At 30.2% G+C, this 24519-nt stretch carries 22 protein-coding genes, 1 tRNA gene, 1 other RNA gene and 2 other annotated features; of the genes, 7 read left to right on the top strand and 17 right to left on the bottom strand.

Annotated features, from left to right (window positions below; genetic code table 11):
* The first annotated feature begins 5 nt into the window (after positions 1-5).
* The 3 genes from HMPREF9131_RS02090 to HMPREF9131_RS02080 are packed head-to-tail and all read left to right on the top strand — an operon-like array spanning position 6 to position 3685.
* Positions 6-998 (top strand): ABC transporter ATP-binding protein, encoded by a 993-nt coding sequence (locus HMPREF9131_RS02090; RefSeq protein ID WP_009345109.1) that lies wholly within the window; start codon positions 6-8, stop codon positions 996-998.
* Complete coding sequence (locus HMPREF9131_RS02085) at positions 998-1981, top strand: ABC transporter ATP-binding protein (protein ID WP_009345134.1); 984 nt, start codon at positions 998-1000, stop codon at positions 1979-1981. Before HMPREF9131_RS02090 ends, HMPREF9131_RS02085 begins: the two co-directional genes overlap by 1 nt.
* Positions 1982-2011: 30 nt before the next feature.
* Complete coding sequence (locus tag HMPREF9131_RS02080) at positions 2012-3685, top strand: ABC transporter substrate-binding protein (protein ID WP_009345105.1); 1674 nt, start codon at positions 2012-2014, stop codon at positions 3683-3685.
* A gap of 397 nt (positions 3686-4082) precedes the next feature.
* On the opposite strand, the gene pepT is transcribed toward HMPREF9131_RS02080, so the two are convergent.
* Entirely contained in the window at positions 4083-5294 is a 1212-nt protein-coding gene (gene pepT, locus HMPREF9131_RS02075) for a peptidase T (RefSeq protein ID WP_009345126.1), read from the bottom strand.
* Between the two features lie 11 nt (positions 5295-5305).
* Complete coding sequence (locus HMPREF9131_RS02070; RefSeq protein WP_009345092.1) at positions 5306-6289, bottom strand: biotin--[acetyl-CoA-carboxylase] ligase; 984 nt, start codon at positions 6287-6289, stop codon at positions 5306-5308.
* 115 nt (positions 6290-6404) lie between these two features.
* On the opposite strand from HMPREF9131_RS02070, the gene HMPREF9131_RS02065 reads away from it, so the two are divergent.
* A tRNA-Ser gene (locus tag HMPREF9131_RS02065) sits at positions 6405-6494 on the top strand.
* Positions 6495-6497: 3 nt separating this feature from the next.
* Positions 6498-6762, top strand: an RNA gene (gene ffs, locus HMPREF9131_RS08195) — signal recognition particle sRNA large type.
* Here ffs and HMPREF9131_RS02060 read toward each other — a convergent pair.
* From HMPREF9131_RS02060 to hflX, 11 genes are all read right to left on the bottom strand, one after another.
* Positions 6763-7476, bottom strand: coding sequence for a hypothetical protein (locus HMPREF9131_RS02060; RefSeq protein ID WP_232202572.1), 714 nt, complete (start codon positions 7474-7476; stop codon positions 6763-6765). It lies immediately after the preceding RNA gene.
* Positions 7454-8302 (bottom strand): 4-(cytidine 5'-diphospho)-2-C-methyl-D-erythritol kinase, encoded by an 849-nt coding sequence (gene ispE, locus HMPREF9131_RS02055; protein ID WP_009345118.1) that lies wholly within the window; start codon positions 8300-8302, stop codon positions 7454-7456. Before ispE ends, HMPREF9131_RS02060 begins: the two co-directional genes overlap by 23 nt.
* A gap of 62 nt (positions 8303-8364) precedes the next feature.
* Positions 8365-8631, bottom strand: a complete 267-nt coding sequence (locus HMPREF9131_RS02050; RefSeq protein ID WP_004825835.1) for a Veg family protein — start codon at positions 8629-8631, stop codon at positions 8365-8367.
* Positions 8632-8783: 152 nt separating this feature from the next.
* Positions 8784-9572 (bottom strand): ABC transporter ATP-binding protein, encoded by a 789-nt coding sequence (locus HMPREF9131_RS02045; protein WP_009345122.1) that lies wholly within the window; start codon positions 9570-9572, stop codon positions 8784-8786.
* A complete protein-coding gene (locus HMPREF9131_RS02040) occupies positions 9569-10438 on the bottom strand; it encodes an ABC transporter permease (protein WP_009345097.1) in 870 nt (289 codons plus the stop codon). Before HMPREF9131_RS02040 ends, HMPREF9131_RS02045 begins: the two co-directional genes overlap by 4 nt.
* A 19-nt stretch (positions 10439-10457) precedes the next feature.
* The gene (locus HMPREF9131_RS02035) at positions 10458-11441 is read right to left on the bottom strand and encodes an ABC transporter substrate-binding protein (protein WP_009345113.1); all 984 of its coding nucleotides are present in this window, start codon (positions 11439-11441) and stop codon (positions 10458-10460) included.
* A 39-nt stretch (positions 11442-11480) separates the two neighbouring features.
* Positions 11481-11711 (bottom strand) — a binding site (T-box leader).
* Positions 11712-11771: 60 nt separating this feature from the next.
* Positions 11772-12752, bottom strand: a complete 981-nt coding sequence (locus tag HMPREF9131_RS02030; protein ID WP_009345127.1) for an ABC transporter substrate-binding protein — start codon at positions 12750-12752, stop codon at positions 11772-11774.
* Positions 12753-12792: 40 nt separating this feature from the next.
* Positions 12793-13020: a binding site (T-box leader), on the bottom strand.
* 85 nt (positions 13021-13105) lie between these two features.
* Entirely contained in the window at positions 13106-13834 is a 729-nt protein-coding gene (nadE, locus tag HMPREF9131_RS02025) for an NAD(+) synthase (protein ID WP_009345091.1), read from the bottom strand.
* Positions 13827-14204, bottom strand: a complete 378-nt coding sequence (locus HMPREF9131_RS02020) for a CoA-binding protein (protein WP_009345132.1) — start codon at positions 14202-14204, stop codon at positions 13827-13829. Before HMPREF9131_RS02020 ends, nadE begins: the two co-directional genes overlap by 8 nt.
* A 4-nt stretch (positions 14205-14208) precedes the next feature.
* Complete coding sequence (locus tag HMPREF9131_RS02015) at positions 14209-14841, bottom strand: YigZ family protein (RefSeq protein WP_009345106.1); 633 nt, start codon at positions 14839-14841, stop codon at positions 14209-14211.
* The gene (gene hflX, locus HMPREF9131_RS02010; protein WP_009345104.1) at positions 14834-16102 is read right to left on the bottom strand and encodes a GTPase HflX; all 1269 of its coding nucleotides are present in this window, start codon (positions 16100-16102) and stop codon (positions 14834-14836) included. Before hflX ends, HMPREF9131_RS02015 begins: the two co-directional genes overlap by 8 nt.
* Before the next feature lie 89 nt (positions 16103-16191).
* Between hflX and HMPREF9131_RS02005 the strand changes: the two genes are divergently transcribed.
* The gene (locus HMPREF9131_RS02005) at positions 16192-18990 is read left to right on the top strand and encodes a transglycosylase domain-containing protein (RefSeq protein ID WP_009345110.1); all 2799 of its coding nucleotides are present in this window, start codon (positions 16192-16194) and stop codon (positions 18988-18990) included.
* Positions 18977-19168: a hypothetical protein gene (locus HMPREF9131_RS02000; RefSeq protein ID WP_019035078.1), complete on the top strand. Its 192-nt coding sequence runs from the start codon at positions 18977-18979 to the stop codon at positions 19166-19168. Before HMPREF9131_RS02005 ends, HMPREF9131_RS02000 begins: the two co-directional genes overlap by 14 nt.
* 235 nt (positions 19169-19403) lie before the next feature.
* On the opposite strand, the gene HMPREF9131_RS01995 is transcribed toward HMPREF9131_RS02000, so the two are convergent.
* From HMPREF9131_RS01995 to HMPREF9131_RS01980, 4 genes are read right to left on the bottom strand one after another with little or no spacing between them, the layout of a single operon-like run.
* Positions 19404-21893, bottom strand: coding sequence for a hypothetical protein (locus HMPREF9131_RS01995; RefSeq protein ID WP_009345095.1), 2490 nt, complete (start codon positions 21891-21893; stop codon positions 19404-19406).
* A gap of 12 nt (positions 21894-21905) precedes the next feature.
* Positions 21906-22700, bottom strand: a complete 795-nt coding sequence (locus HMPREF9131_RS01990; RefSeq protein ID WP_009345124.1) for a metal ABC transporter permease — start codon at positions 22698-22700, stop codon at positions 21906-21908.
* Positions 22693-23343: a metal ABC transporter ATP-binding protein gene (locus HMPREF9131_RS01985; RefSeq protein ID WP_009345119.1), complete on the bottom strand. Its 651-nt coding sequence runs from the start codon at positions 23341-23343 to the stop codon at positions 22693-22695. Before HMPREF9131_RS01985 ends, HMPREF9131_RS01990 begins: the two co-directional genes overlap by 8 nt.
* Positions 23336-24259 carry a metal ABC transporter solute-binding protein, Zn/Mn family gene (locus HMPREF9131_RS01980; protein ID WP_004823786.1) on the bottom strand — a complete coding sequence of 308 codons (924 nt, stop codon included), beginning with the start codon at positions 24257-24259 and terminating at the stop codon, positions 23336-23338. Before HMPREF9131_RS01980 ends, HMPREF9131_RS01985 begins: the two co-directional genes overlap by 8 nt.
* Between the last annotated feature and the right edge of the window lie 260 nt (positions 24260-24519).

The following is a 24519-nucleotide window of genomic DNA, read 5'->3' as shown; positions in this document are numbered from 1 at the left end:
AATTTATGGAAGAAAAAAACAACTTATTAAGTATAAAAAATTTAAAAGTTTCTTTCTTTACTCCTGCAGGAGAAGTTAAAGCAGTTGATGGCATAAATTATTCCCTAGGATACAATGAAGTTATGGGTATAGTTGGAGAATCCGGTTCAGGTAAGTCTGTTGAAGCCTATGCTTTAATGGGGCTATTGCAATCTCCTGGAAAAATAAAAGAAGGAAATATAGAATTTGAAGGAGAAAATATCCTTAACTATTCTAAAAAACAGATGGAAGATTTTCGTGGTAATAAATGCTCAATGATTTTCCAAAATCCAATGACTTGTTTAAACCCTGTTTACACCATTGGTAATCAGCTTATGGAAGCTGTCTTGGTACACAAAAAAATTCCTAAAAAAGAGGCTTATGAAAAAGCTTGTCAAATGTTAGAATTAGTCGGAATATCAAATCCTAAAAAAAGAATGAAACAATACCCTCATGAACTTTCAGGTGGTATGCGACAAAGAGTTATGATAGGTATGGGACTTATATGTGAACCAAAACTACTAATTGCCGATGAACCTACAACTGCTCTTGATGTTACAATCCAAGCTCAAATTCTAGAGCTTATGAAAGAAATTCAAGAAAAAACAAAGATGAGTATTATATTTATAACTCACAATTTAGGTGTTGTTGCCTCAATATGTGACAAAGTTAGTGTAATGTATGCAGGAAAAATTGTCGAACAAGGAACTATTGATCAAATCTTTTATGAAAATGCGCATCCCTATACAAAAGGTCTTTTGGCATCCATGCCAAGAATTGATGCCACTGAATATGAAAGATTAAAATCAATTGAAGGTACACCAATCGACATGTTGAATCCACCTGAAGGATGCGGTTTTGCAACAAGATGTGGACATTGCATGAATATTTGTTTAAGAAAAGAACCACCTATGTTTGAAATGTCTAAAGATCATTATTCTAAATGTTGGTTACATTTAAATAGAAAGGGGGCTATATAATGGAAGACAAAAAACTCCTTGTCTGTGAAAATATAGTTAAACACTTTGATGTATCAGGCCCCTTTGGCAAAAAAAATGTTGTCCATGCTGTAGATGATGTTTCAATATATATAAATAAGGGTGAAACGCTCGGTTTGGTTGGAGAATCAGGTTGTGGAAAAACAACTTTTGGTAGAACATTACTCAGGTTATACCAACCTACTAGCGGAAAAATTATTTATGACGGAAAAGTAATATTTGACGGTGAAAACAATATTTCTGAATCAATGTTACCTTATCGCCGAAAAATGCAGATAATTTTTCAAGACCCTTCAGCATCCTTGGACCCTCGTATGACTGTAGGTGAAATTATTGGTGAATCCTTAGACATACATGGACTTTATAAAGGAAAAGATAAAAGAAAAAATAGAATTGGAGAACTTTTACAAAGAGTTGGGCTAAACGAGGAACACGCAAATAGATATCCTCACGAATTTTCAGGCGGTCAGCAACAAAGAATCGGTATTGCTAGAGCTTTAGCGGTAGAACCGGAATTTATTGTATGCGACGAGCCAATATCAGCTCTTGATGTTTCTATTCAAGCTCAAATTGTCAATATGCTAGAAGATATGCAGGAAGAATTTGGACTAACATATTTATTCATAGCCCATGACTTATCCGTTGTTAAGCATATCTCTGATAGAATTGGTGTAATGTATTTGGGTAAACTTGTGGAACTTGTTGATTCTTTTGAATTATACAAAAATCCTCTACACCCCTATACAAAATCTCTACTTTCAGCTATTCCTATACCCGACCCAGAAGTCAACAGAAATTCTCACAGGATTAAATTAAAGGGAGAAATTCCCTCAGCAATTAATCCCCCACGTGGATGCAGATTCCATGAAAGATGCCCCATGGCAACAGAAATCTGTTCAAAGGAAGAACCTGTCTTTAGAGAATATGAAAATGGCCACTATGTTAGTTGTCACAACTTAAAATAAAACATATTGGAATATTAAGGAGGTAAAATTATGAAGAAGAGAATTTGGATTATAGCTTTAATTTTTGGTTTAGTCCTTTCCCTAACTGCTTGCGGTGGTGGAAATAAAGCTAACAATTCAAAAGGCGCTGAAGGAAGTGCTGAGGCTAAAGGTAATTTTGAACCCGGAAGAGAAGATGGCGAACTTGATGTTTGTATAGCATCAGAACCTGAATCTATTGACCCTGCTCTTAACACTACAGTTGATGGAGCAACTATGATCCAACATTTGTCAGAAGGTCTTATTAAATGGGATGACGATGGAAACGGGGCAGCAAAACTTGTTCCTGGACAAGCACAATCTTGGGATAAATCCGAAGATGGTTTAACTTGGACTTTCCACCTAAGAGATGGCATCAAATTTAATGATGGTACTCCTGTAACTGCTAATGACTTTGTTTATTCATGGAATAGACTTGTAAAACCAGAAACAACAGCTCAATATGAATACATGCTAGATATGGTTGATGGTTATGATGAAAAAGTTCTTAAAGTTGAAGCACCCGATGAAAAAACTTTCGTTGTTCATTTAAAAAATCTTTGCCCATATTTTGAAGAAATTTGTGCATTCCCATCTACTTATCCAGTAAAGAAAGATGTAGTTGAAAATAATGACCAATGGACACTTTCTCCAGAAACTTATATATCTAATGGACCATACAAAATGGAATCTTGGGATCATAACCAAACAATTAAAATGGTAAAAAATCCTGAATATTATGATGCAGATTCTTACACTGCAGAAAAAATTAATTTCCACTTAAAAGATGACCATAATGCAATCTATGCATCTTATAGATCCGGAGAACTTGATTTTATCGGAGCATTTGCACCAACAGAAGAAATTCCAAATCTAATCGCTAGTGGTGAATTAAATGTTCGTCCACAAATAGGAACTTACTTCGTATGTTTCAACAATAAGAAAGCTCCTTTTGATAATCCTGATGTAAGAAAAGCTTTCTCACTTGCAATCGACAGAAATTTCATAATTGAACAAGTAACTCAAGCTGGTCAAGTACCTGCACCTGCATATGTACCAAATGGTATTTATGATGCTAAAGGAACTGAAGGAGAAGAATTCAGAAAAGTCGGAGGAGAGTACTACTCAGTAAAAGCTGAAGATTATGAAAAAAATTGTGAAGAAGCACGTAAACTTCTTGAAAAAGCTGGATATAAAGATGGTAAGGGATTCCCTGAAATAACATACTTATATAATACCAATGATGCTCATAAGGCAATAGGAGAAGCTTTACAAAATATGTGGCAACAAGTTCTTGGTGTAACAGTTACACTTTCAAATCAAGAATGGAATGTATTTATTAACGAAAGACAACAAGGAAACTACGAAATCGCCCGTCACGGATGGGTTGCAGACTTTAACGATCCAATGAGTTTCTTAGATATGTGGTTAACAGGTGGCGGAAATAATGATGCTAAGTATGAAAACCCTGAATATGATAAGCTAATAAAAGAAGCAAAAGCAACTGCAGACCAAGCAAAAAGAATGGAACTTATGCACAAGGCTGAAGATATACTAATAAAAGATGATGGCGTAGTAGCTCCAATTTATTTCTATACTTCAACAGATATGCTAAAACCAAATGTTAAAGGTCTTTACTATGTACCACTTGGATTCTACTTCTTTGGAAAAACAAGCGGATTCTAAAATTAAATATTTAAATGGAATTAAATTTAATTACTAATATTACTATATAATTAAAGTGATTCCATAAACTTAGATTAATACCAGAGATATTTTATATACTCTCTGGTATTTTTTACGTTTAATTCTTCTATTTATATTTTATTACAACTTAATTTCTATAAAATGTATGCCTAGAGATATTAAAAAAAGACAAAAACAATATGAATATTATAGAGAAAAATTGCTAGATTTTCCTAAAAAATGATGCTTTTATATCTAATAATATACACCAGTTCAACAATATTTTTAATTTGATAAAGCTGATATAAAGTTACAAGACTCACTTCAATAGAAAATTATATATAAGAAAAAAATAAGCTGTAGCAAATTTGATGCTACAGCCTTGTTTTTTAGTTTATTATTTTTCTACTCCTATTTTTCCTATATTTTCAACTGTTTTTACGGCTTTTTTCATAGTTGTTATTGATACTAATTCATATCTACCGTGATAATTATATCCTCCTGTGAAAAGATTTGGGCATGGCAAACCTTTATATGATAATTGTGATCCGTCTGTGCCTCCTCTTGTGGCTATGATTTCAGATTTTACTCCTGCTTTTTCCATAGATTCCAAAGCTAAATCTACAATTTCCATATGAGGAAGAATTTTTTCTTTCATATTATAATATTGGTCTTTTATTTCTAATTTAATTCTATTGTCATATTTAATATTTAAAAACTTTACAGCTTCTTCTAAAAATTTCTTTTTTTCTTCAAATTTTTCAAAACTGTGGTCCCTAATTATATAATACATTTGACTATATTCTACATTTCCATTAAAGTCATTTAGATGGAAAAATCCTTCCCTTCCCTCTGTGTGTTCGGGTCTTTGGTCTGCTGGAAGTAGTGAATTTAATTCCATTGCTATTAAAATAGAATTTACCATAGCATTTTTGGCTGATCCTGGGTGGACATTTTTGCCTTGAATAGAAATTTTTGCTGAGGCTGCGTTGAAATTTTCATATTCAAACTCCCCTTCTGCTCCTCCATCTACTGTGTAAGCAAAATCTGCTGCAAATCTTTCTACATCAAATAAATCTGCCCCTCTTCCAATTTCTTCATCGGGAGTAAAGGCAATTTTTATATCTCCATATTTTTCCTTCGATTTCATTAAATTTTCTATTGCAGTCATAATTATTGCAATTCCAGCCTTATCATCAGCACCTAATAGACTTGTTCCGTCAGTTACTATGATATCATGTCCCTTTAAATCTTTTAAAAATGAAAAATCTTTAAGACTTGTTACAAATTCTTCATTTAATTTTATATCTTTACCGTCATAATTTTCTATGATTCTGGGATTTACATTTTTTCCGCTCATATCTGGAGATGTATCCATGTGTGAAATAAATCCAATGGTTTTCTTATTTTTATCGGTTCCCGGTAGTGTTGCATATAAATAGCAATTCTCTGATAAATATACATCTTTAAGACCTAAGTCTTTCATTTCTTTCTCAAGATATCTAGCGAGTTCAAATTCTTTAGGGTTTGAAGGGCAATTATCTGAACTTTCATCTGATGTTGTTTCAAAACTTATATATTTTAAAAATCTTTCTACTAATTTTTCCAATTTTTTCTCCTTTATTTTTTATTTAAAAAATCTCCCTTAATGGAAACCTCTCCACTTGAAAGAATTTCTTCTTTACCATTAACATCTACTACTAAATTTCCTTTATTGTTGATGTCAATTGCCTTGCCTTGTTTCTTTTGACCATTTAGTTCATAGAAAACTTCTTTTCCTAATACTAGAGAGTGGTCTTTATAATATTTAAGAATACTTTCTGTATCTTTTTCATAATAGCTTAGATAAAATTCATTTAAGAGGCTTGCTATAATTTTATTTCTCAAAATATCTGTATTTAAAGCTCCAAATATATCTTTTATATCTTCATCAAGTTTTGGCGGGTATTTAAGATTTATTCCAATGCCTACTATGATAGAAGATACTGTTTTAGATTCAAAGTCTGCATCAAGTTCTGATAAAATACCACAAACTTTCTTACCCTTAAGATAAATATCATTAACCCATTTTATTTGAGGAGATTCTTTTAATAACTTTTCAATCGCCCTAGATACCGAAACTGCTGAACGTATTGTTACTAAGTCAAAATAGGAAAAATCAAAATTATCTTTAGGCTTAAGTATTATGGAATAATAAATTCCCGTACCCTTATAAGATTTAAAAGATTTTCCAGTTCTTCCCCTGCCACTAGTTTGATAATCGCTAACAAGACAGGTAAAATTTTTAATCTCACCTGAATATAATAACCTCTTTGCTTCAGTATTTGTTGAATCAATCTCATCATACAATATAATATCTATATCTTTAAGCTCAGGTATCAAATATTCTTTTATACCTGGCACAGAAATCATATCTGATGCATCATCTAATTTATATCCTCTCTTTGTTTGAGAATCAATTATAAATCCATCACTTTTTAATGCATTAATAGCCTTCCATATGGCTGTTCTTGAAATCTTAAGTCTGTCTGCCAATTCTTGACCTGAGATATATCTGCCTCTATTTTTTTCTAATTCCTGAAGCACTACTTCTTTTGTATTCATCTAATCACCAACTTTTATTTAAGTATATATTATTTAATTATTATTGTAAATTAATGGCTAAAATTAAAGAATCTTGACATAACAGTCAATTTAATGTAAAATTAAATTCTGACCTGGAGAGATGTCCGAGAGGTTGAAGGAGCACGCCTGGAAAGCGTGTATGCGAGCAATCGTATCGGGGGTTCGAATCCCCCTCTCTCCGCCATTACCATGCTAGACGGGAAATTAGCGATGTCCTGTACCTGCAATTCGCTACAGCAGGGTCGAATTCCCTATCTCGGTTTTTTGCTATGCAGTCTGCCCTGAAAAAGTGGTGTTGAGAATCGGGTCCTACGCAACGAAAACTTATGAACCGTGTCAGGCCTTGATCGGAGCAGCACTAAGTAAGACCTTTCGTGTGCCGTATGGAGTGCCTTATTTGAGCTAACTGTTCAGGTACCGTGTGGAGCAGATTATCAAAATAGGGTGCATGGTTACATAGACCAAGAGGAGATATTTAATATCTCCTCTTTTTTTAACCTTTTTTCAGCTCTTAGATAATTTTCTGCAAGCAAATAAAAATCTCTTTTTGAGCCAGTCAAATAAAAATAATCTCTAAGTATATTTTCCTTAATATAGGTGTAATCCATTAAAATAGGGTCAATATTTGTGAGTATCCTATATTTATTCAAAACCTTTTTAAATAAATCTCTGTAAAGATGTAGGGGACTTGCTGCAAAAAATATTAAATCATAGGATGATAAATTAATGCCTTCTAAATATTGCCTTAAAATTTCTTCAACAACTAAATCTCCGGCAAAACATAAAGATGCATTAATCAAATAAGTGACATCTAAAATTTGAAAATTTGCATCAACAATATTTGCGATAAAATTATTTTCTTTTAAGTTTTTAGAGGTTAACATTAAAATATTTTTATCTTTTAAAATTCTTTTTAAACTATCTTCTCCGTAAAAAATATTTTTATTTTTATATAAAATTCCTGCCGCATCTAGATCAGATACTGTTATTCTTTTTTCTTCCTTTAAAAACTCATAGACTTTTTTAGCTCTTATTTTTATTTCTTCATGCCCATAAACTCCATAGGAAGAATAACGATTATCTACATAATAGTTTAAATTATGATCATATTCTTTAAAAATATTAATGATACCGACATTAGAATCATAAATTGCCAAAAAAATCACCACCACAAGTTTTATATAGATTTTTATATGTACCTTTATAAAAATCATAGGCTCTATTTAAGTCGTCTTTATTTTGAAATATAGAAAATATTGTAGGTCCTGACCCGCTCATAAGAGAAATTCCTTTAAACTCTCTAAGTTTATTTTTTATTTCCATTAGGTCTTTATATTCACTAAATACAAAGCTTTCCATTTTATTTTCTAAATTTGCCTTCAAATAATCATAATCATAATTATTTAAGGCATCTATTAACTTATGAAAATCAATCCTTTTATTATCAAGTTTCAAATTATTATAAACATAAGGAGTGCTGATACCATATGAAGGATTTAATATTAAAATATTTGTGTAAAAAAAGTCCCCACAAGGTTCTAAAACATCACCAATACCTTGGGCATACATATTTTTATTATTTAACATATAGGGAAAATCAGCACCTAAACTTGTAGAAATTTTCATCAAGTCTAAAAGACTGTAGTTTAAAGAATAAAGTTCATTAAGAGCTAATAAGGTCGCACAACCATCTGCTGTGCCACCAGCAAGACCGGCTGCCTGAGGGATGTTTTTTTCAACTTCTACTCTTATCCCTAAATCTTTTCCCGCTTTATCCATAAGCAATTTATAAGCTTTATAAATCAAATTATCTTCCATATTAAAATCAAAATCTCCAATAATTTCAATTCCTTTATCTTTCTTTTCAAAAGATAAAACATCGTAAAGATTTATTTTTGCCATTATACTTCCTATATTATGATAATTATCAGATCTTTTATTTATCACATCTAAAGATAAATTAATTTTCCCATATGCTTTTTTTACTATCATAAGCCACCTCAGAACCATTATAATAAAAATATGTATAAAAAAAAAGACATATAAAATGTCTTTTATGAAATCATCTTTGTATCTGAATAATTTGCATCGTCATCTAAAATTGTTAATTTAACTGTTGATGTAAGAACATCAGAGTAGGTAAATGTTGAGGTAACAACTTCATCTCCGTTGAACACATCAACTACAAATAAGCTTGGATAAATTGCCTTTAAAATCCCCTTCCTAGTTACAATTTTCTTACGACCCTTATTGGCTTTAACAATTATCTTTTTACCAACATGTGACTTGAGTTCGTTTTTAATAATTTCCATTTGATTCATAAGCAATTCCTTTCTGTTACGACCTATTACTACTAATACAGTTTAACAGATAAGTCAACTTGTGTCAAGAAAATAGTATATTTTAACTCATATTATTTTTTTTGTCAATATACTTAGACAATATTTTAAAAGTTCATAATTTTAGTTGATATTTATGAAACAAGCTTCATTTTTTCCTGATCTCTAAGCCTGATGTTATATTCATTTCTTAATTCATTTTCTGATATATCTTTAGGTTTAACATCAAGAACAATTTTACCCTTGTCAAGCATAATAATCCTATCTGAATAATCAAGAGCATTTCTTAGGTTATGAGTAATCATAAGAGTGGTAATTTTTTCCTTTTTTATTAAATTTTCTGTTTTATCCATAACTATTTTTGAAGTTTTTGGGTCTAGGGCTGCTGTATGCTCATCTAAAAGCAAAAGCTCCGGTCTTTTTATAGTTGCCATAATAAGGGATAAGGATTGTCTTTGACCTCCTGAAAGGAATTTAACTTGAGTATTTAATTTATTTTCAAGTCCAAGATCAATTTCTTTTAGCTTTTCAACTATTACACCTATATTTGATTTTTGCACAAGTTTTCTTAGTGTGAATTTTTTGCCCTTATTCAATGCCATTGACATATTTTCCAAAATATTTAATGAGGGACAAACTCCCATAGAAGGGTTTTGATTGACTTTACCAATGTATGCTGCACGTTTTTGTTCATCTAAATCTGAAATTTTTAAATCTCCCAATAAAATTTGTCCAGATTCTGGGTGAATTTCTCCAGAAATAATATTAAATAAGGTAGATTTTCCACAACCATTAGCACCTAAAATTGTCGTACAGGAATTTTCTTCCAATTTTAGGGAGAAATTTTCAAAAACTCTATTTTCTTCTTCTGTCCCCTTGTAAAAAGTCTTTGTAATATTATCTATTTTTAGCATCTTAATCATTCCTTTCTCTTCCTTAATTTACTTATTCCTAAACCTGCCATATTGTTATAAACTATAAAAATTATTACTATAATAGCTGTTACTGCTTTTAAATCTGATGGCTGTAAGCCTGCTGATATTGCAATTCCAAAAATTACCCTATAAACAACTGCTCCAATGATGGCTCTTGTTGTTCTATTTAAAAATTTTGCATTTTTTAAGAAAGCATCACCTATAACTATTGATGCAAGGGCTGAAACTATAATTGTTTGACCCATTGTAATATCACAATAACCGGTAGATTGTGCCATAAGTGAACCGGCTAGGGCTACTAAAGCATTGGATAATATAAGACCATAAGCATAAAATTTGTTAGGATTTTCTCCCAAAGATTTTACCAGTCTTTCATTATCTCCTGTTGCCAAAAGAAGGTATCCCTTTTCCGTTTTCAAAAACCAATCCATTATTATTTTTATAAGTCCTACTATTATCAGCAAAATAACAATTTTGGGTATAGATGAAAAAATCGAAAAAATCACATCTAGTTCATAAAATGTTACATTTGATGTCCCTGTTATTCTCAAATTTACCGTATAAAGTATGGTCATGGTCAAAATTCCTGCAAGAATTGCATCAATTTTTAATCTTTTATATAAAAAATAAGTCAAATAACCAAATACCCCACCCATTACAAAGGCAAGAGCCATAGCTAAAAATGGTGAATATCCCAAAGTTAAAACCTTGGCAAAAACAAATGCTCCCAGAGGAAATGTTCCTTCTACTGAAAGGTCTGCTAAATTTAAAATTTTGAATGTAATCACTACGCCTATGGCAAGGATTGAAAAAATCAATCCTGTAACCAAGGACTCCATTAAAACTGAACTCATCTTTTCTCCTTTTAATTTTTTATTTTATTAATCTCGCATCTTTTAAAACTTGGTCTAAATTTTCAAGGTTAAGTTTCTTGCAACTATCTTCATTACAAACTTTATTTGACTCTGTAGAAAAATATACTGGAATATCCTTAATCGGACTTCCTTTTAAAATTTTTACAGCCATTTCTCCTGCTTTTTTACCTAAGTCTAAATAATCAACTCCATTTGATAGAAGAATTCCATTTTCTACTGGCCCTTCTTCTGCTGCAAAGGAAGGTATTTTATTTTCAATCAATCTTTCTGAAATTACTTTAGCTGATGATGCTACAAGATTATCACTTAAAGCATAGAATGCGTCTATGTCTTTCTTAAAACTTGTCATGGCTTGTGAAACATCATTAATGTTATTAACTCCAACTTCCTTTACTCCTATGGATAAGTTTTGACAAGCTTTTTTTAACTCTTCTATTTGATATTTTGAATTAACTTCATTTGTAGAGAATAATACTCCAATATTTTTTGTTTGTGGAAATAATTCTAAGAAATTTTCCAACTGCATCTTTATTGATATATAGTCGCTTACTCCGGTAATATTTCCCTCCGGCTTTTCTAAATCTTTTACAAGACCTGCTGATACAGGGTCAGTAACTGCAGAAAATACTATAGGAATATCTTTTACTATATTTTTTGCTCCCTGTGCTGCTGGAGTTGCAATAGCATATATCAAATCACATTTTTGTCCTTGAAAAGCTGAAACAATACTTGGAATTAAAGTTACATCTCCAGATGCATTTTTTAAAATAATTTCTGCATCAGGAAATTCTTTTTTTATTTCTTCTTCAAAGCCTTTTTCTGATCTGTCTAAAGCAACATGTTCTGACATCTGAACTATTCCTATCTTGACTTTCTTGTCGCTATTATCTGAAGAAAGTCCTTGGCTTTTAGCTTCTTTATTGCAAGCAGCCAATAAAAATAACAATGATAACAATCCTAAAAATTTACCTAACTTTTTCATATTTACCTCCAAATAGTATAAAAAAAGTCCTTCGTCCTATAAAGGGACGAAAGACTTGACTTCGCGGTACCACCCGATTTGTAATAATAATTACCTCTCATTTAAGGTCCAACAACCTCTAGCCTCAGTTAACGGTGGCTTCCGTATTTGCCTACTAAATTCAACAAATAAGCTACAGAGTGTATTAAGATTTGAAAAAAATGCCTTTCACCAACCGGCAATTCTCTGATTTTTCCGTACAATCTCTTTTTTCTCTATAATTGCTTTTTTGAAATTTACTTTAATATAATATATAGGCAAACTTTTGTCAAGTAAATTTTTTAAATTTTTTTATTTTTTAATTCCAACAATTTCTGCCCCTTTAAATATTTGACTATTTAAATCTATTCCTAGGGCTTGTGCCGTTTTCTTATTTACTTTTTTAACATTTTCTTTATTATCTTCCACTGAAATATTTTTAATATCCTCTCCTTTCAAAACTCTTGCTGCCATCTTTGCAGCTTGCTTTCCGTGTAGGTAATAATCCACTCCTTCAGACATTAATAAGCCATTTGTTACTTGTCCTTCTTCTGCTGAAAAAGAAATAATTTTTTCTTCATTTAAAGTTTTTGAAATTATTGGAGCTGCAGATGCTACTGTATTATCTGTTAGTGCATAAAGGGCGTCAATCTTTCCTGAAATTGATGCTATGGCTTGAGGAATCTCATTTATATTATTTATTCCTACATATTCAAGGTCAAGCCCCATATCTTTACAAATTTCTTTAACTTCTTCAAGTTGAACTAGGGAATTTTTTTCAAAAGTTGAATAAATAAGTCCCAAAGTTTTTATATTTGGATTTAACTCAAGTAAAGTTTTTAAGTGATTTCTTATTGGGACTGCATCTGTTACCCCTGTTATGTTTGTAATTTTATCTTTAGATTCAACTAATCCTGCAGCAACAGGGTCAGTAACCGCTGAGAAAATAATATTTTTGTTTGGCAAAGCAGTTTTTGCTCCTTGGGCTGCTGGCGTTGCAATTGCATAAACTAAATCCACATCATCTGATTGAAATTTTTTTGGAACAGTTGTTGTCAAAGTTGAATCTCCATTTTCATTTTGAACTTCGATTTCTGCATCTATTCCTTCTTCTTTTAGACCATCAATGAAACCTTTTTTAGCATTATCTAAAGAAATTTGGTCCATATATTGAACTATGCCTACTTTATACTTACAATCGTCTATCTTTTTTTCTGCTTTATCCTTTGTGGAACAGCCCACAAGCATTGCTAAGCTAAGTGCTAAAGTTGTAGATAAGATTATTTTTTTCATTATTTTTTTCCTCCTCTTGCAATAAAAAAATCCTTCACCCACATAGGGCGAAGGATCGCGGTACCACCTAATTTTATAATTAAAATAATTATCTCAAGAAATCTATCAATTTCTGTCCTTAATAACGGGGGCTTCCGTAGCAGTCTACTTAAATTTCAACCGCCATGCTTTAGAGTGAATATTACATATCTATTTATCTGTGAGCTTTCACCTAACCTCACTCTCTAAAAAATAACTAGGATATCTTTCTCTCTATCATTGCATCTAATATTATTTATTGCTTTTTTTAATTTTTTATATCTTAACTTGATATAAAATTTTTGTCAATACTTTTTTTAAAATAATTTAGATTTTTATTTTATTTTAAACATGGGCACAGGAACTCTCTTGTGATTTGACCTGTTGTGCATTCCATCAATTTTTTTCTTAATTTCTTCTTCTGGTATCTTTTCTCCTCTAATATATGAATCAAGAACTTCATAAGTAAATCCCATTTCAGATTCATCGCTTTGACCCTTCCAAAGTCCTGCTGATGGTTTCTTTTCAATAATAAAATCTGGCAAATCTAAGGCTTTAGCGAGCTTAAATATATCAGTTTTTAAAATATTTGCTATAGGATAAATATCAGCTCCACTATCTCCATATTTAGTTGAATAACCTACATACCATTCGCTGCCATTTGACGGTCCAACTACAAGATATCCTAAATCTTGTCCATAATAATATAAGGTTGTCATCCTTAATCTTGGCTTAATATTAGACCTTGCAAGTTTATTTTCAGAAGTAAAAGATGCTTTTAAAAGCTCATTGTAGGTATTAGTTAAATCTACAACTTTAACTTCAAGGTCCAAGGACTTGGCGATTTTTAAGGCATCATTTTTGTCATCATCTATGGAATCACAAGGCATTATTAAACCAAGTGAATTTTCTGGAAATACCCTTTTAGCAAGACCTGCCACCACAGCAGAATCAATCCCACCTGAAAGTCCAAAAATAAAACCCTTTGCGTGAGCTTCTTGTGCTCTTTCTCTTAGCCAACTAACTAAATCATCTCTAAGTTTTTCATAATTCATATTACTCATTTAATCTCCTATATACACAATCATTTACTACATTAAAATTACTGTCTTCTAAAATTTTTTCAAGACTTTTGTCAAAAGAACCTGGTTGGAAAAATATATTTTTTATCCCCAATTGCTTAGCTTCTTCTAAATATCCTTTTGCAAATTTGGGATTTACTATCATATCAATAGCATCAATTTTTCCTGGAACTTCCTTTAGATTATTATAAACTTTTTGACCTTCAATTTCATCATATTTTGGATTTATAAGATAAACCTTATAACCCTTTTCTTTTAAAATTTTAGGAATTTTATAAGAAAATTTTGATTTATCAATGCTTGCACCAATAACTGCCCAATTTTTTTCCTTTAACATTTCCAATGCGTCCATAATTTCACCTCATAATTTTTCCATCTATTGTTGGTAATTCTTCACAAGCTTTAACTTCAATTTTGATTTTTGCCCCTGTCATATCTTTTAAATCCTTGATGATTGGAGCATTTTCCTTTACATATAAAGTTAAAGATGCTATATCTGTAAATTCCTCTTGCAAAATTTTATACCCATTTATCGTAAGGTAGTTTAAAATTTTTCCGTGATAGGTATAATCATAAGAAAACTTTGTTCTGTTAAAATTTTCTCTAACAACTTTTTTTGCAGCTAATAATCCAAGTCTTGCACACTTTGTATATGCCCTTAAAAGACCACCTGAGCCTAAGAGGATTCCTCCAAAATACCTAGTCCCAGTTACTAAAACATTTCTCATTTCTTCTTTTTTTAAAACTTCAAGCATGGGAATACCTGCTGTTCCTTGAGGTTCCCCATCATCTGAATATCTTTGAATTTTTGCGTCTTTTCCAATAATATATGCGTAGGTATTGTGAGTCGCATCCTTATAAATTTCTTTTATTTGGGAGATTTTATTAAGTGCCTCTTCTTCTGATTTTACAAAATAGCCGCCTCCAATAAAGCGAGATTTTTTTTCTACAAAATCTCCTTCTCCGCCTGATAAAACTGAATTATACATTTGCTACATACCTCTTTAATTTATTGTACTCTTTTTTACTTAAACTAAGCTCAATTTCTATGAAATTCTCTTTATATATAGGTTTAAGATCAAATCTTTCAATTAATTTATAAAGAATATCTGTGTCATCATAGGGAAAGTTTAATTTTGTATAAATATATTGTTCTGGCAAATTTTCTTCTATGGCTTGTAATAACTTATTCATATCAGGATCATTTTTGGCAGAAATATAAATCTTTTGTGACTTAATTTTTAATGGTATGGTAGTGCTATTAAGATCAATCTTATCAGACTTATTAAAAACTGTGAGGATTTTTTTATCCTTAATTCCTATTTCCTGTAAGATATTCATTGTTGTGTCATAGGCAATTTCTAAATCTTTACTAGAAGCATCAATTACATGAACTATTAAATCAGAATATTTTATTTCTTCCAAAGTTGATTTAAAAGCTTCAATTAATTTTGTTGGAAGTTTTGAAACAAAGCCTACAGTATCTGATATTATAAATTCCCTACCTGAAAGCAACCTTGCTTTTCTAGAATTTGGGTCTAGAGTTGCAAAAAGCATATCTTTAACAAAAACTTCCTTAGAATCATCTTCTTTTATCCTATTTAGAATCGTAGATTTTCCAGCATTTGTATATCCAACAAGAGATACAGTTGGAATCTTAGAATTCATCCTCTTTGACCTTGTGGTATCTCTAGTTTTTTTAGCTTTATTTAATTTTTCTTTAATTTTATCAATTTCTCTTAAAAGCCTTCTTCTATCGGTTTCAATTATTTGTTCACCAGGTCCTCTGGTACCAATACCACCTCCTGTCCTTGACCAACCTTTAATGCCAAGAAGTCGAGGCAGTTGGTACTCCAACTGTGCCAGCTCTACCTGAAGTTTTCCTTCATATGTGGAAGCCCTCAAGGCAAAAATATCTAAAATTAAATTAGTTCTGTCAACAACTTTCTTTTTAATTGTATCTTCTAAATTTCTTAACTGAATACCTGTTAATTCATCGTTAAAGACAATGGCATCCGCCTCTAAATTTTCAGCCATTTCTTTTATTTCCTTAACCTTTCCTTTACCAATCAGATATTTAGGATTAAATTTTTCAAGATTTTGTGTCATCTGTCCAATAACTTCAGCCCCATCTGCATAGCAAAGCTCATCTAGTTCTTTCATTGAAGTTTCTAATGAATTTGGATAAGCCCCTATATCAGTGCCAACAGTTATTACTCTTTCAATTTTTTTACTTGATACATCTTCCATAGATTCATTATACTACATTTAAGCTTTTGCAAAAATATGTTTTTATAGTATTAATTTTCTGCTAATGTTATAATGAATTAGGTGAGTATATGAAACTTAAAGATTTAAGTAAAAAGCAAAAATTATATATTTCATTATTGGCTATTTTAATGCTTATCATTTTATTTGTGAGTATTTTAATTTCCTCTGTTTTGGCAATTATTGTAAAAACTCCTGATACAATTCTTGAGAATCTATCAAATAGTTTTAATCAAACCTCATCCATATATAGTGAAAACGGAAAGTTATTAGAAAAGATTGATTCCCTTGAATATAGGACTGTTGTGCCTTTAAAGAAAATTCCTAAAAATCTTCAAATGGCTTTTGTTGCAATAGAAGACCATAGATTTTTTGAACACAATGGTCTTGACCCTATTGGAATTGGTGCTTCTATATTAACTAATATAAAAACTGGAGCTTTTACTAGAGGTGGTTCAACAATTACTCAACAGATGGTCCGTTCAATTTACTTAACAAACGATAAAAATTTTAACAGAAAAATTCAAGAGGCTTATTTAGCTTTAAGAGTTGAAGAAAATTTATCTAAGGGGCAAATCTTAGAAGCCTATCTTAATAGAATCAATTTAGGTCAAGGTGCCTATGGGGTTCAGGCAGCAAGTCAAACTTACTTTTCAAAAAATGTTTGGGAATTGAATACTTCAGAATGTGCAATACTTGCAAGTATTGCAAAATCTCCTGCTGAATATCCGCCTTTTAAGACCGTACCATCTCAATATATTAGTCCAGAAGATATATTAGTTGGAAATAGAGTGGTAAATGGCGAAGAAATGTACTTAATTTTAAATCAAAAATCCCTTGACAGGCAAAAAATTGTTTTAAAAAGAATGTATGAACTAAATTATATTGACAAAAATCAATATAAGGAGGCTCTAAATTTTGATATTGTCGGAGATTTAAAACCGGCAAATTTAAAGCATCACACTATGTCTTCTTATTCTACAGATTTTATCAAACAGGATGCTGCAAAATATTTAGCAAAATATTATAAGATTTCCCTTGATGAGGGGGAACACAAACTATTTACAGGTGGTTATAAAGTTTACTCATCAATTGATGAAAACCTCCAAAACAAAGTTGAAAATTTATATGAAAATTTTGCACAGAATTTTATAGAAAATAAAAGTTCTAAGGGTGGCAGCAAAATGCTCAACTTTTCCTTAGATGAGTTTGGTTCAATTATATACAATAACGAAATTTTGTATTACAAGAGGTTTGACCATTTCGCAGAAGATTTTTCATTCATTGTAAATCCTTCAGATTACAATATTTCTTCAAAAAATGATATAAAAATAAATAGAAGATTTTTCCGTCAATTAGGTAAAAAAATTGATTTTATTGACCTATATGTAATTGACCAAAGAGGAATTTTAAATATTTTTGATATAGGTAACTTAAATATTGATAGTTCTTATATGGCAATGAAGAAAAATTATTTAATAATTGATGGTAGCTTTGTTAAAGAACACAGTGATTTTTATAGGATCGACCAAAATAAAAATTTAATTATAAATCCAACCTATATTAATTTAAATAAAAATCCTATAATTGAGCCTCAATCAGCATCTATTATTGCTGATAATAAAAATGGATTTGTAAAGGCTATTGTTGGTGGGCTTGATGTTGAAACAAATAAGGCAAAAATTTTAAATAGGGCTGTTGATTCTCACAGAAGCCCTGGAACTTTAATTAAGCCTTTTACCGTATATCTTCCCGCTCTTGAAAATTCTTACACCTTAGGAACTGTGATTGATGATGTACCTATAACTACCGATGGCTATATGTGGCCTGAAAATAATTATAAGTCATTTAAAGGTCTTATGACTTTAAGGATGGCTATAGAAAATTCATCAAATGTTGTCTGTGCTAAAATTTTAAAAGACTTGGGTCTTGAAAAAGCAAAGGAAGTTCTTCAAAGGTTTAATATTATTGAAAATAACCCTTCTGATTATTCCTATATTGATGATAATGAAAATTCAGATAAAAATGATATGAACTTAAATGCTCTTGGTCTTGGCAATATGAAAAAAGGTATAAGTTTAGCTCAAATAACATCTATGTATCAAACCCTTGCCAATGAGGGAGATTTTAAAGACCTAACTGCTATTGTAAAAATTGAAGATAATACTGGCAAAGTTATTATTGATAACAGGGCAAATCATAAAAATATAATCAATAAAGAAACTGCTTACCTTCTAAAAGACGCTTTAAAAACAAATGTCGAAATAGGTAATGCAAAAGGCAGTAAAATTGATAGTGCAACAACTTACGCATATAAAGGAACTAATGAATTTTCATCTGATTTTTGGCTTGTGGGATTTTCTAAGAAATATACAATTGGAACTTGGCTTGGAGCCGATTCTCCAAAAATATCTTTGAATGCTGATGAGGATATTATTACTAAGATATTTAATGAATTATCCTCTAATATTAATGATGATTCTAAAGATGAATACAGACCATCTTTCATTGTAGAAAAAAATATATGTAATAAAAGCGGAAAATTGGGTACAGAATTAACAAACGATGCCGGTGCAAATTATAAGGAAATCTTTATTAAAGGCACTGAACCGACTGATTATGATGATTTATATAAGAAAGTATTAATATGTGTAGATTCAGGACTTTTATCTACACAATACTGTCCAGCTGAAAGTGTTGAATATAATGTTTTATTTGAAAGACCTGGTGGTTATGACCCAAAAGAACATTATAATATTTATCCTGATGATTATGTAGAAATTCCAAAGAAATATTGTGATATTCACACAAGAAGCTGGTACAAGGAAAATGTTAAAGGGAGTGAAGACAAAAATAATGAAAATGATTAAACCAGCATTAATAGTGGGAAAATATTTAATTAAAAGAAATATTAAGAAAAATAAAAAAAATAGATTTGTAAAAAAATTCAAACTAAATTTAATTACCAGTCCTAAGCATGGTGGAAAAATTTTGTATCATTTAGGAAGAATTAAAGCAAGAAAACTTATTCTTAAAAATATGAAATAGTGTTTATTATAAGGAATAATTCCTTGCTATTAAACTAATTAACTTTTTTAATTTTAATTTTTCATATTTTATTATAGGGGACAGTCCCAAATAGGGACAGGTCCCTTTTAAAATTCAAATAAACTTATTCTTAAAAATATGAAATAATTCCAAATTTAAAAATCCTACAGGTTATTCCCATAGGATTTTATATATTTATTCTTCCGAATATTTTCTCTTAGCTTTATTATCGCCTTTAATTTCTACCAGCTTTAATTTCTGTATTATTGTCTTGATTTGCATTTTTATTTTCTGATGTGACTTCTTTTTTATCTTCAGGGAATTTTTCTATATTTTCTTTTTTCTCAATTTCCCCATCAACTTTAATAGTTTTTTTAAAGTCTTCAAGTTTTCCAAGCTTGTAGATAACTGCACCATTCACCTTATCAAAATCTGCTAAATTAAATCTTTTATCTTCATCATTTTTACTTACAAGGATACTTTGACCAAAATCATTACTTATGCTTGCATCTGGTCCATAATGATTTCTAAGGAAACTTATAGCCTCTTCCATGGTTACTGATAGTTCAGGCTTTTCTTCTTCAATATCAATATTTTTGTGACTGATTAAATATTTCAAAGTTGCCACGACATCTCTAGCTGAGTTTCCTCCATAGACTCCAGCCTTTGCATTTTGAATGATTTGTTTTATAGATATTGCATGGTAATGGCTTCCGTGTAACCAATAAAATACATTATTTCTTTGACCATTTGAACCATAAACTGGCAAATCTGAATTAATATTTCCAAAATTAGTCATTTTTTGTAAATTTTCATCTAGATAAGCAAGAACTGATTTTTTAAGTTGGGCTGGTACTTCACCATAAGAAAACATATCATTATCATTAATTTCCACATCAGTGTGGTCAATATATTCTTTAATATATTCAGCATTTGGATATATATTTTTTGGATTTACTCTTACAATACCAACTTCCTTTTCTCCAACGTAAAGGTGCCAGTGATCACCGTGGTCAACTATTTTTGTTACTCCCTTTGGCCAAGCATCACTTTCATTGTTGTGGGGCTTATCATTGTGACCATGACTTCCGACATATTTTTCAATAACTACATCTCTATAAGTTGAACCTACAGGTCCTAAATTTACATAACTTATATACTCATTTCCTCTAATATCATAAATATGATAGTGGTCTCCATGTTTTTTTATTTTATTTATTTTTAAATAGCTCAATTCTCTCAAACCAATGGTTTTTATAAAGAAATTATTTGGATTTTGTGGATTTTCGCTAGGATAAGTTGGATAGTTAGGCATACTTGGATAGTTAGGCATACTTGGATAGTTAGGCATACTTGGATAGTTAGGCATACTTGGATAGTTTGGATAAGTCGGATAATTTGGATAATTTGGATTAATCATATTATTATTTGCTAAATTAGGCATAAATCCACTATTTCCATTATTTGTTCCCCCATTAAGTGGTGCGTGACTTCCTTGATACATTCCAAAACTTGCATTTGGATACATTGCTCTTGGATCTTCATAGGTAATAAATTCTTGACCTGATGCTGTATAAACATGGTAATGGTCCTCATGTTTTAATATTTTTACAACTCTATTTGGATCATTCAAAGCATTGTTTGCATTTGCCAAATTATTAGCCATAGGGTTTGAGAAAATATTATTATTTGAAAAATTTTTATTTGCATTAGTGTTTGAAAATAAATTATTTGCTCCAGTAAAATTACCCTTAGCCAAAGAATTTCTATTTGACTTGTGGATTCCCACATAAGTTCCTATATTTATATTAGGAAATATATTTTGAGGATTATCATAAGTTATATATTCCCTTCCATCTTTTGTATATATGTGATAGTGATCGCCATGTTTTAAAATCTTTCCAACATCAAGATTTTTCATATCTGCACCACTGATAGTACTAATAAACTCAATATTATTATGGGCAGATAAATTTTTATTTATTCTCGCATTATTTGCACTTGCAGAAGCTAAACTTCTATTTTTCACTGATAATTTTTGATTTTTTCCATGATTACCTGTGTAAGTTCCAACTTTTATCCCTGGATACATTGAACTTGGATCTTCATAGGTTATAAATTCTTTACCTGATGCTGTATAAACATGGTAGTGGTCCTCATGTTTTAATATTTTTACTACTTCATCTGAATTGAGCTTATTTTTTGACTCATGAAATTTTACAGTTTTAGATGATTTTGCAAGTGTTGAATTTTTATGACCCTCGTGAGATGCTTCATATTTTGTGATTTTTATATTTGGAAAAGCATCTTTTGGATCATCATAAGTCAAATATTCGCTTCCATCATCTGTGAAAACATGCCAGTGATTTCCGTGAACTTTAATCTCTTTTACATTCATACCTTTTAATTGATCAAGGCTCACAACACTAACCATTTCCATTAATTGATCAGATGAAATGCTATTTGGGTCAGTATAGGTAATATGTTCCTTGCCATCTTTTGTGAAAACATGCCAGTGGTCTCCGTGTTGAATTACTTTTACAATTTCATCTTTATCAATATTGGAATCATCTAAAAGAACTTCTGTTGTATCATCAACTTGATACTTACTTTCTTCTTGTGGTTGGTAATTATTAGATAAACTTACATTTTTCGCCTTATTACAAGCGCAAAGACTTAAAGTTAAGGTAAAAATTGTTGTTAATTTTAAAATTTTGTTATTCATTTTATTCTCCTTTTAATTTCTATTAAATAACATTGTTAATGCTAAAGCTAAGACTGCAATAATAACAATTACAGAGCCTGGCTTCAAATTAAAAATATAAGATATAATTAAGCCTGCATAAACAAAAATTACTGATAAGATTATAGACAATATCAGAGTTTCCTTATAAGTTTTTGCAAGCTGCATAGCAGTTATTACCGGAATAACTAGAATTGATGATACAATCAACGAACCTATGGTTTTGGCTGACAGAGAAATTGCAACTGCAGCTAAAATTGTAAATATAAAATCAATTAACTTTGTGTCGATTCCCATTAATTTTGCACTTTGCAAGTCAAATACACATAGATAAAGTCTGTCATAAATTAATCTGTAGATGATGATTACAAGAGATGAAACACCAAGTATCAGATAAAATTCTCCATTACTTATCGTTACAATTGAACCAAAAAGATATGATGAAATTGAAGCAGCATTTCCATTAAAGCTTGAAAAAATACCTGCAAGTCCTATTGAGCTTGCAAGAACTATAACTGTCGATATTTCCTCATAGGCTTTTAATTTTTTTGAAATTAATTCTATAAAAAAACCTGCCATTATACATATAATTATTGAACCCAAAAGAGGATTTATGCCAATAAATAATCCCATACTTACACCAGCTAATGAGGCATGGGAAAGAGTATCTCCCATCATAGATAATCTCTTTAATAAAATTGTAAAGCCTATACATGGAAGAATAATTGCAAGAACTGAACCTACTATAAAAGCCCTTCTCATAAATTCATAACTTAACATTTCAACCATATATAAGTTCTCCTTTATAAGGAAAAACCTCTTTATCTCTTAGCTCATAAACTTTATTTACATAAGTATTAATATTGAAAAAATCATGAGTTACCATCAAAATTGTTTTTCCTTGTCTTGCCAAATCTTTTAAAATTTTTAAAAATTCGTCAGAAAATTTCTTATCAATACTAGCTGTTGGCTCATCTAATAAAATTAATTTTGAATCTTTTATAAGAGCAATTAAAAGGCTAAGTCTTTGAAGCTGACCTCCAGATAAAGAGCCTAGAGTTTTTTTTCTATGCTCATAAAGTCCCACCATATTTAAATATTTCTTTATATCAACTTTCTTTTTTAAAAACCTTAAATGGATTTTTACAACTTCTTCAACGCTTGTCGGAAAATTTTTATAGGTGGAACTTATATTTTGACCTATATAAGAAATTTTTTTATAATTCTTAGAAGTTTCTCCAAATAATCTAAGGTTTCCTTCTTTTGTCTTTAATTCTCCAAGAATGAGTTTTAATAAGGTGGTTTTCCCTGCTCCATTTCTTCCTATTAAGGCTACAAAATCACCTTCAGACAAATAAAGATTAATATTATTTAAAATCTTTTTATTATCATAAGAAAAAGATAAATTTACTATTTCAACTACCTTATTCATTAAAGGACCTCATTAGAGCCTCTAAATTTTCTTCCATAAGCTCCAGATAACCTTTTTGCATCTCTTCAGGTGTTAAATTTTCCATTGTATATAAGGTATCAGTCTTAGTATTTGTGTTTTCCGCAAGAGTTTTTGCAACTTTTGGAGTAGCTTTACCTTCAAAAAATATTGTTTTTATGTTGTTAGCCTTAACAAAATCAGCTATAACCTTTAATTCTTTAGCAGATGGTTCTTCATCAGGAGAAATTCCTGTAACAGCTATTTGTTTCAAACCATAATCCCTTGCCAAATAATTAAAAGCAGCGTGAGAAACAACAAAATATTTTTCTCTGTCGGTAATTTTTGATAGCTCTTGTTGGAATTTATTATCAAGATTTTTGAACTCTTCTACAGATTTATTCAAATTTTCCCTATAAAATTTTTCATTTTTAGGATCCATTGATGAAACTTTTTTATAAATACTTGTAAGCTCCACAATATCATTTTTTATACTCAACCAAGTATGGGGATTAACCCTTGCCTTATCAGTTTCTGAATTATCTCCCTTTGTCAATAAGGTAAGTCCTTTTGAAAGGTCTAAAAATTTATTTTCATCTCCAGCGACTTCTTTTAAATCATCAATAAAAGCTTCCATATTTGCTCCGTTATAAATAATTAAATCTGCATTAGAAATTTTAGCCATATCCTTAGCTTGTAATTCAAAATCATGAGGTTCTTGGTTGCCTTCAATAATTTGTCGAACTTCCATCTTATCTCCAACAATCCTTGAAGTTAGATCATAAACAGGAAAAAAACTTGCATAAATTACTTTTTTATCATCTTTATTATTGCTTAGTGCTTGTTTTTTTGCACAAGCTGTAAATGTTAAAGAAATAAGAAAAAACAAAAATATAAATTTTCTTAAATTTTTATTCATAAATCCTCCTAAAAATATTTTAAAGTTAATGCGAATCATTTGCGTTTAAAATTATACAAATATATTTTTCCTTTGTCAATACAAAATATTTTTAGTAATTAAAAATTTTTTTATAAAATTTGCTGAATTTTCATCCGAAAAGAAAAAATAATGAAATTTTACATCTCACCTATTTAAGCTTTATATAAATATATTAAAAATTCATAGAATAATCTTAGAATTTATCAAAAATTGCAATTAAATAAATAAAATAAAAAACT

Origin of the sequence: Peptoniphilus sp. oral taxon 836 str. F0141, from assembly GCF_000179335.1 — a bacterium.
Taxonomy (GTDB): domain Bacteria; phylum Bacillota; class Clostridia; order Tissierellales; family Peptoniphilaceae; genus Peptoniphilus_A; species Peptoniphilus_A lacrimalis.
The sequence above is the reverse complement of the archived record's forward strand: the minus strand, read 5'-3'. Positions and strand labels throughout refer to the sequence as shown.

What these genes read in the sequence shown, in the direction of transcription:
- HMPREF9131_RS02035 (WP_009345113.1), bottom strand. Translation starts at nt 11,441, where the DNA reads ATGAAAAAGTTAGGTAAATTTTTAGGATTGTTATCATTGTTATTTTTA.
- HMPREF9131_RS02085 (WP_009345134.1), top strand. Translation starts at nt 998, where the DNA reads ATGGAAGACAAAAAACTCCTTGTCTGTGAAAATATAGTTAAACACTTT.
- HMPREF9131_RS01990 (WP_009345124.1), bottom strand. Translation starts at nt 22,700, where the DNA reads ATGGTTGAAATGTTAAGTTATGAATTTATGAGAAGGGCTTTTATAGTA.
- HMPREF9131_RS02045 (WP_009345122.1), bottom strand. Translation starts at nt 9,572, where the DNA reads ATGATTAAGATGCTAAAAATAGATAATATTACAAAGACTTTTTACAAG.
- nadE (WP_009345091.1), bottom strand. Translation starts at nt 13,834, where the DNA reads ATGAGTAATATGAATTATGAAAAACTTAGAGATGATTTAGTTAGTTGG.
- HMPREF9131_RS02005 (WP_009345110.1), top strand. Translation starts at nt 16,192, where the DNA reads ATGAAACTTAAAGATTTAAGTAAAAAGCAAAAATTATATATTTCATTA.
- HMPREF9131_RS02015 (WP_009345106.1), bottom strand. Translation starts at nt 14,841, where the DNA reads ATGTATAATTCAGTTTTATCAGGCGGAGAAGGAGATTTTGTAGAAAAA.
- HMPREF9131_RS01995 (WP_009345095.1), bottom strand. Translation starts at nt 21,893, where the DNA reads ATGAATAACAAAATTTTAAAATTAACAACAATTTTTACCTTAACTTTA.
- HMPREF9131_RS02000 (WP_019035078.1), top strand. Translation starts at nt 18,977, where the DNA reads ATGAAAATGATTAAACCAGCATTAATAGTGGGAAAATATTTAATTAAA.
- HMPREF9131_RS02090 (WP_009345109.1), top strand. Translation starts at nt 6, where the DNA reads ATGGAAGAAAAAAACAACTTATTAAGTATAAAAAATTTAAAAGTTTCT.
- HMPREF9131_RS02070 (WP_009345092.1), bottom strand. Translation starts at nt 6,289, where the DNA reads ATGAATACAAAAGAAGTAGTGCTTCAGGAATTAGAAAAAAATAGAGGC.
- hflX (WP_009345104.1), bottom strand. Translation starts at nt 16,102, where the DNA reads ATGGAAGATGTATCAAGTAAAAAAATTGAAAGAGTAATAACTGTTGGC.
- ispE (WP_009345118.1), bottom strand. Translation starts at nt 8,302, where the DNA reads ATGATAGTAAAAAAAGCATATGGGAAAATTAATTTATCTTTAGATGTG.
- HMPREF9131_RS02080 (WP_009345105.1), top strand. Translation starts at nt 2,012, where the DNA reads ATGAAGAAGAGAATTTGGATTATAGCTTTAATTTTTGGTTTAGTCCTT.
- HMPREF9131_RS02040 (WP_009345097.1), bottom strand. Translation starts at nt 10,438, where the DNA reads ATGAGTTCAGTTTTAATGGAGTCCTTGGTTACAGGATTGATTTTTTCA.
- HMPREF9131_RS02030 (WP_009345127.1), bottom strand. Translation starts at nt 12,752, where the DNA reads ATGAAAAAAATAATCTTATCTACAACTTTAGCACTTAGCTTAGCAATG.
- HMPREF9131_RS01985 (WP_009345119.1), bottom strand. Translation starts at nt 23,343, where the DNA reads ATGAATAAGGTAGTTGAAATAGTAAATTTATCTTTTTCTTATGATAAT.
- HMPREF9131_RS02050 (WP_004825835.1), bottom strand. Translation starts at nt 8,631, where the DNA reads ATGAATCAAATGGAAATTATTAAAAACGAACTCAAGTCACATGTTGGT.
- HMPREF9131_RS01980 (WP_004823786.1), bottom strand. Translation starts at nt 24,259, where the DNA reads ATGAATAAAAATTTAAGAAAATTTATATTTTTGTTTTTTCTTATTTCT.
- HMPREF9131_RS02020 (WP_009345132.1), bottom strand. Translation starts at nt 14,204, where the DNA reads ATGGACGCATTGGAAATGTTAAAGGAAAAAAATTGGGCAGTTATTGGT.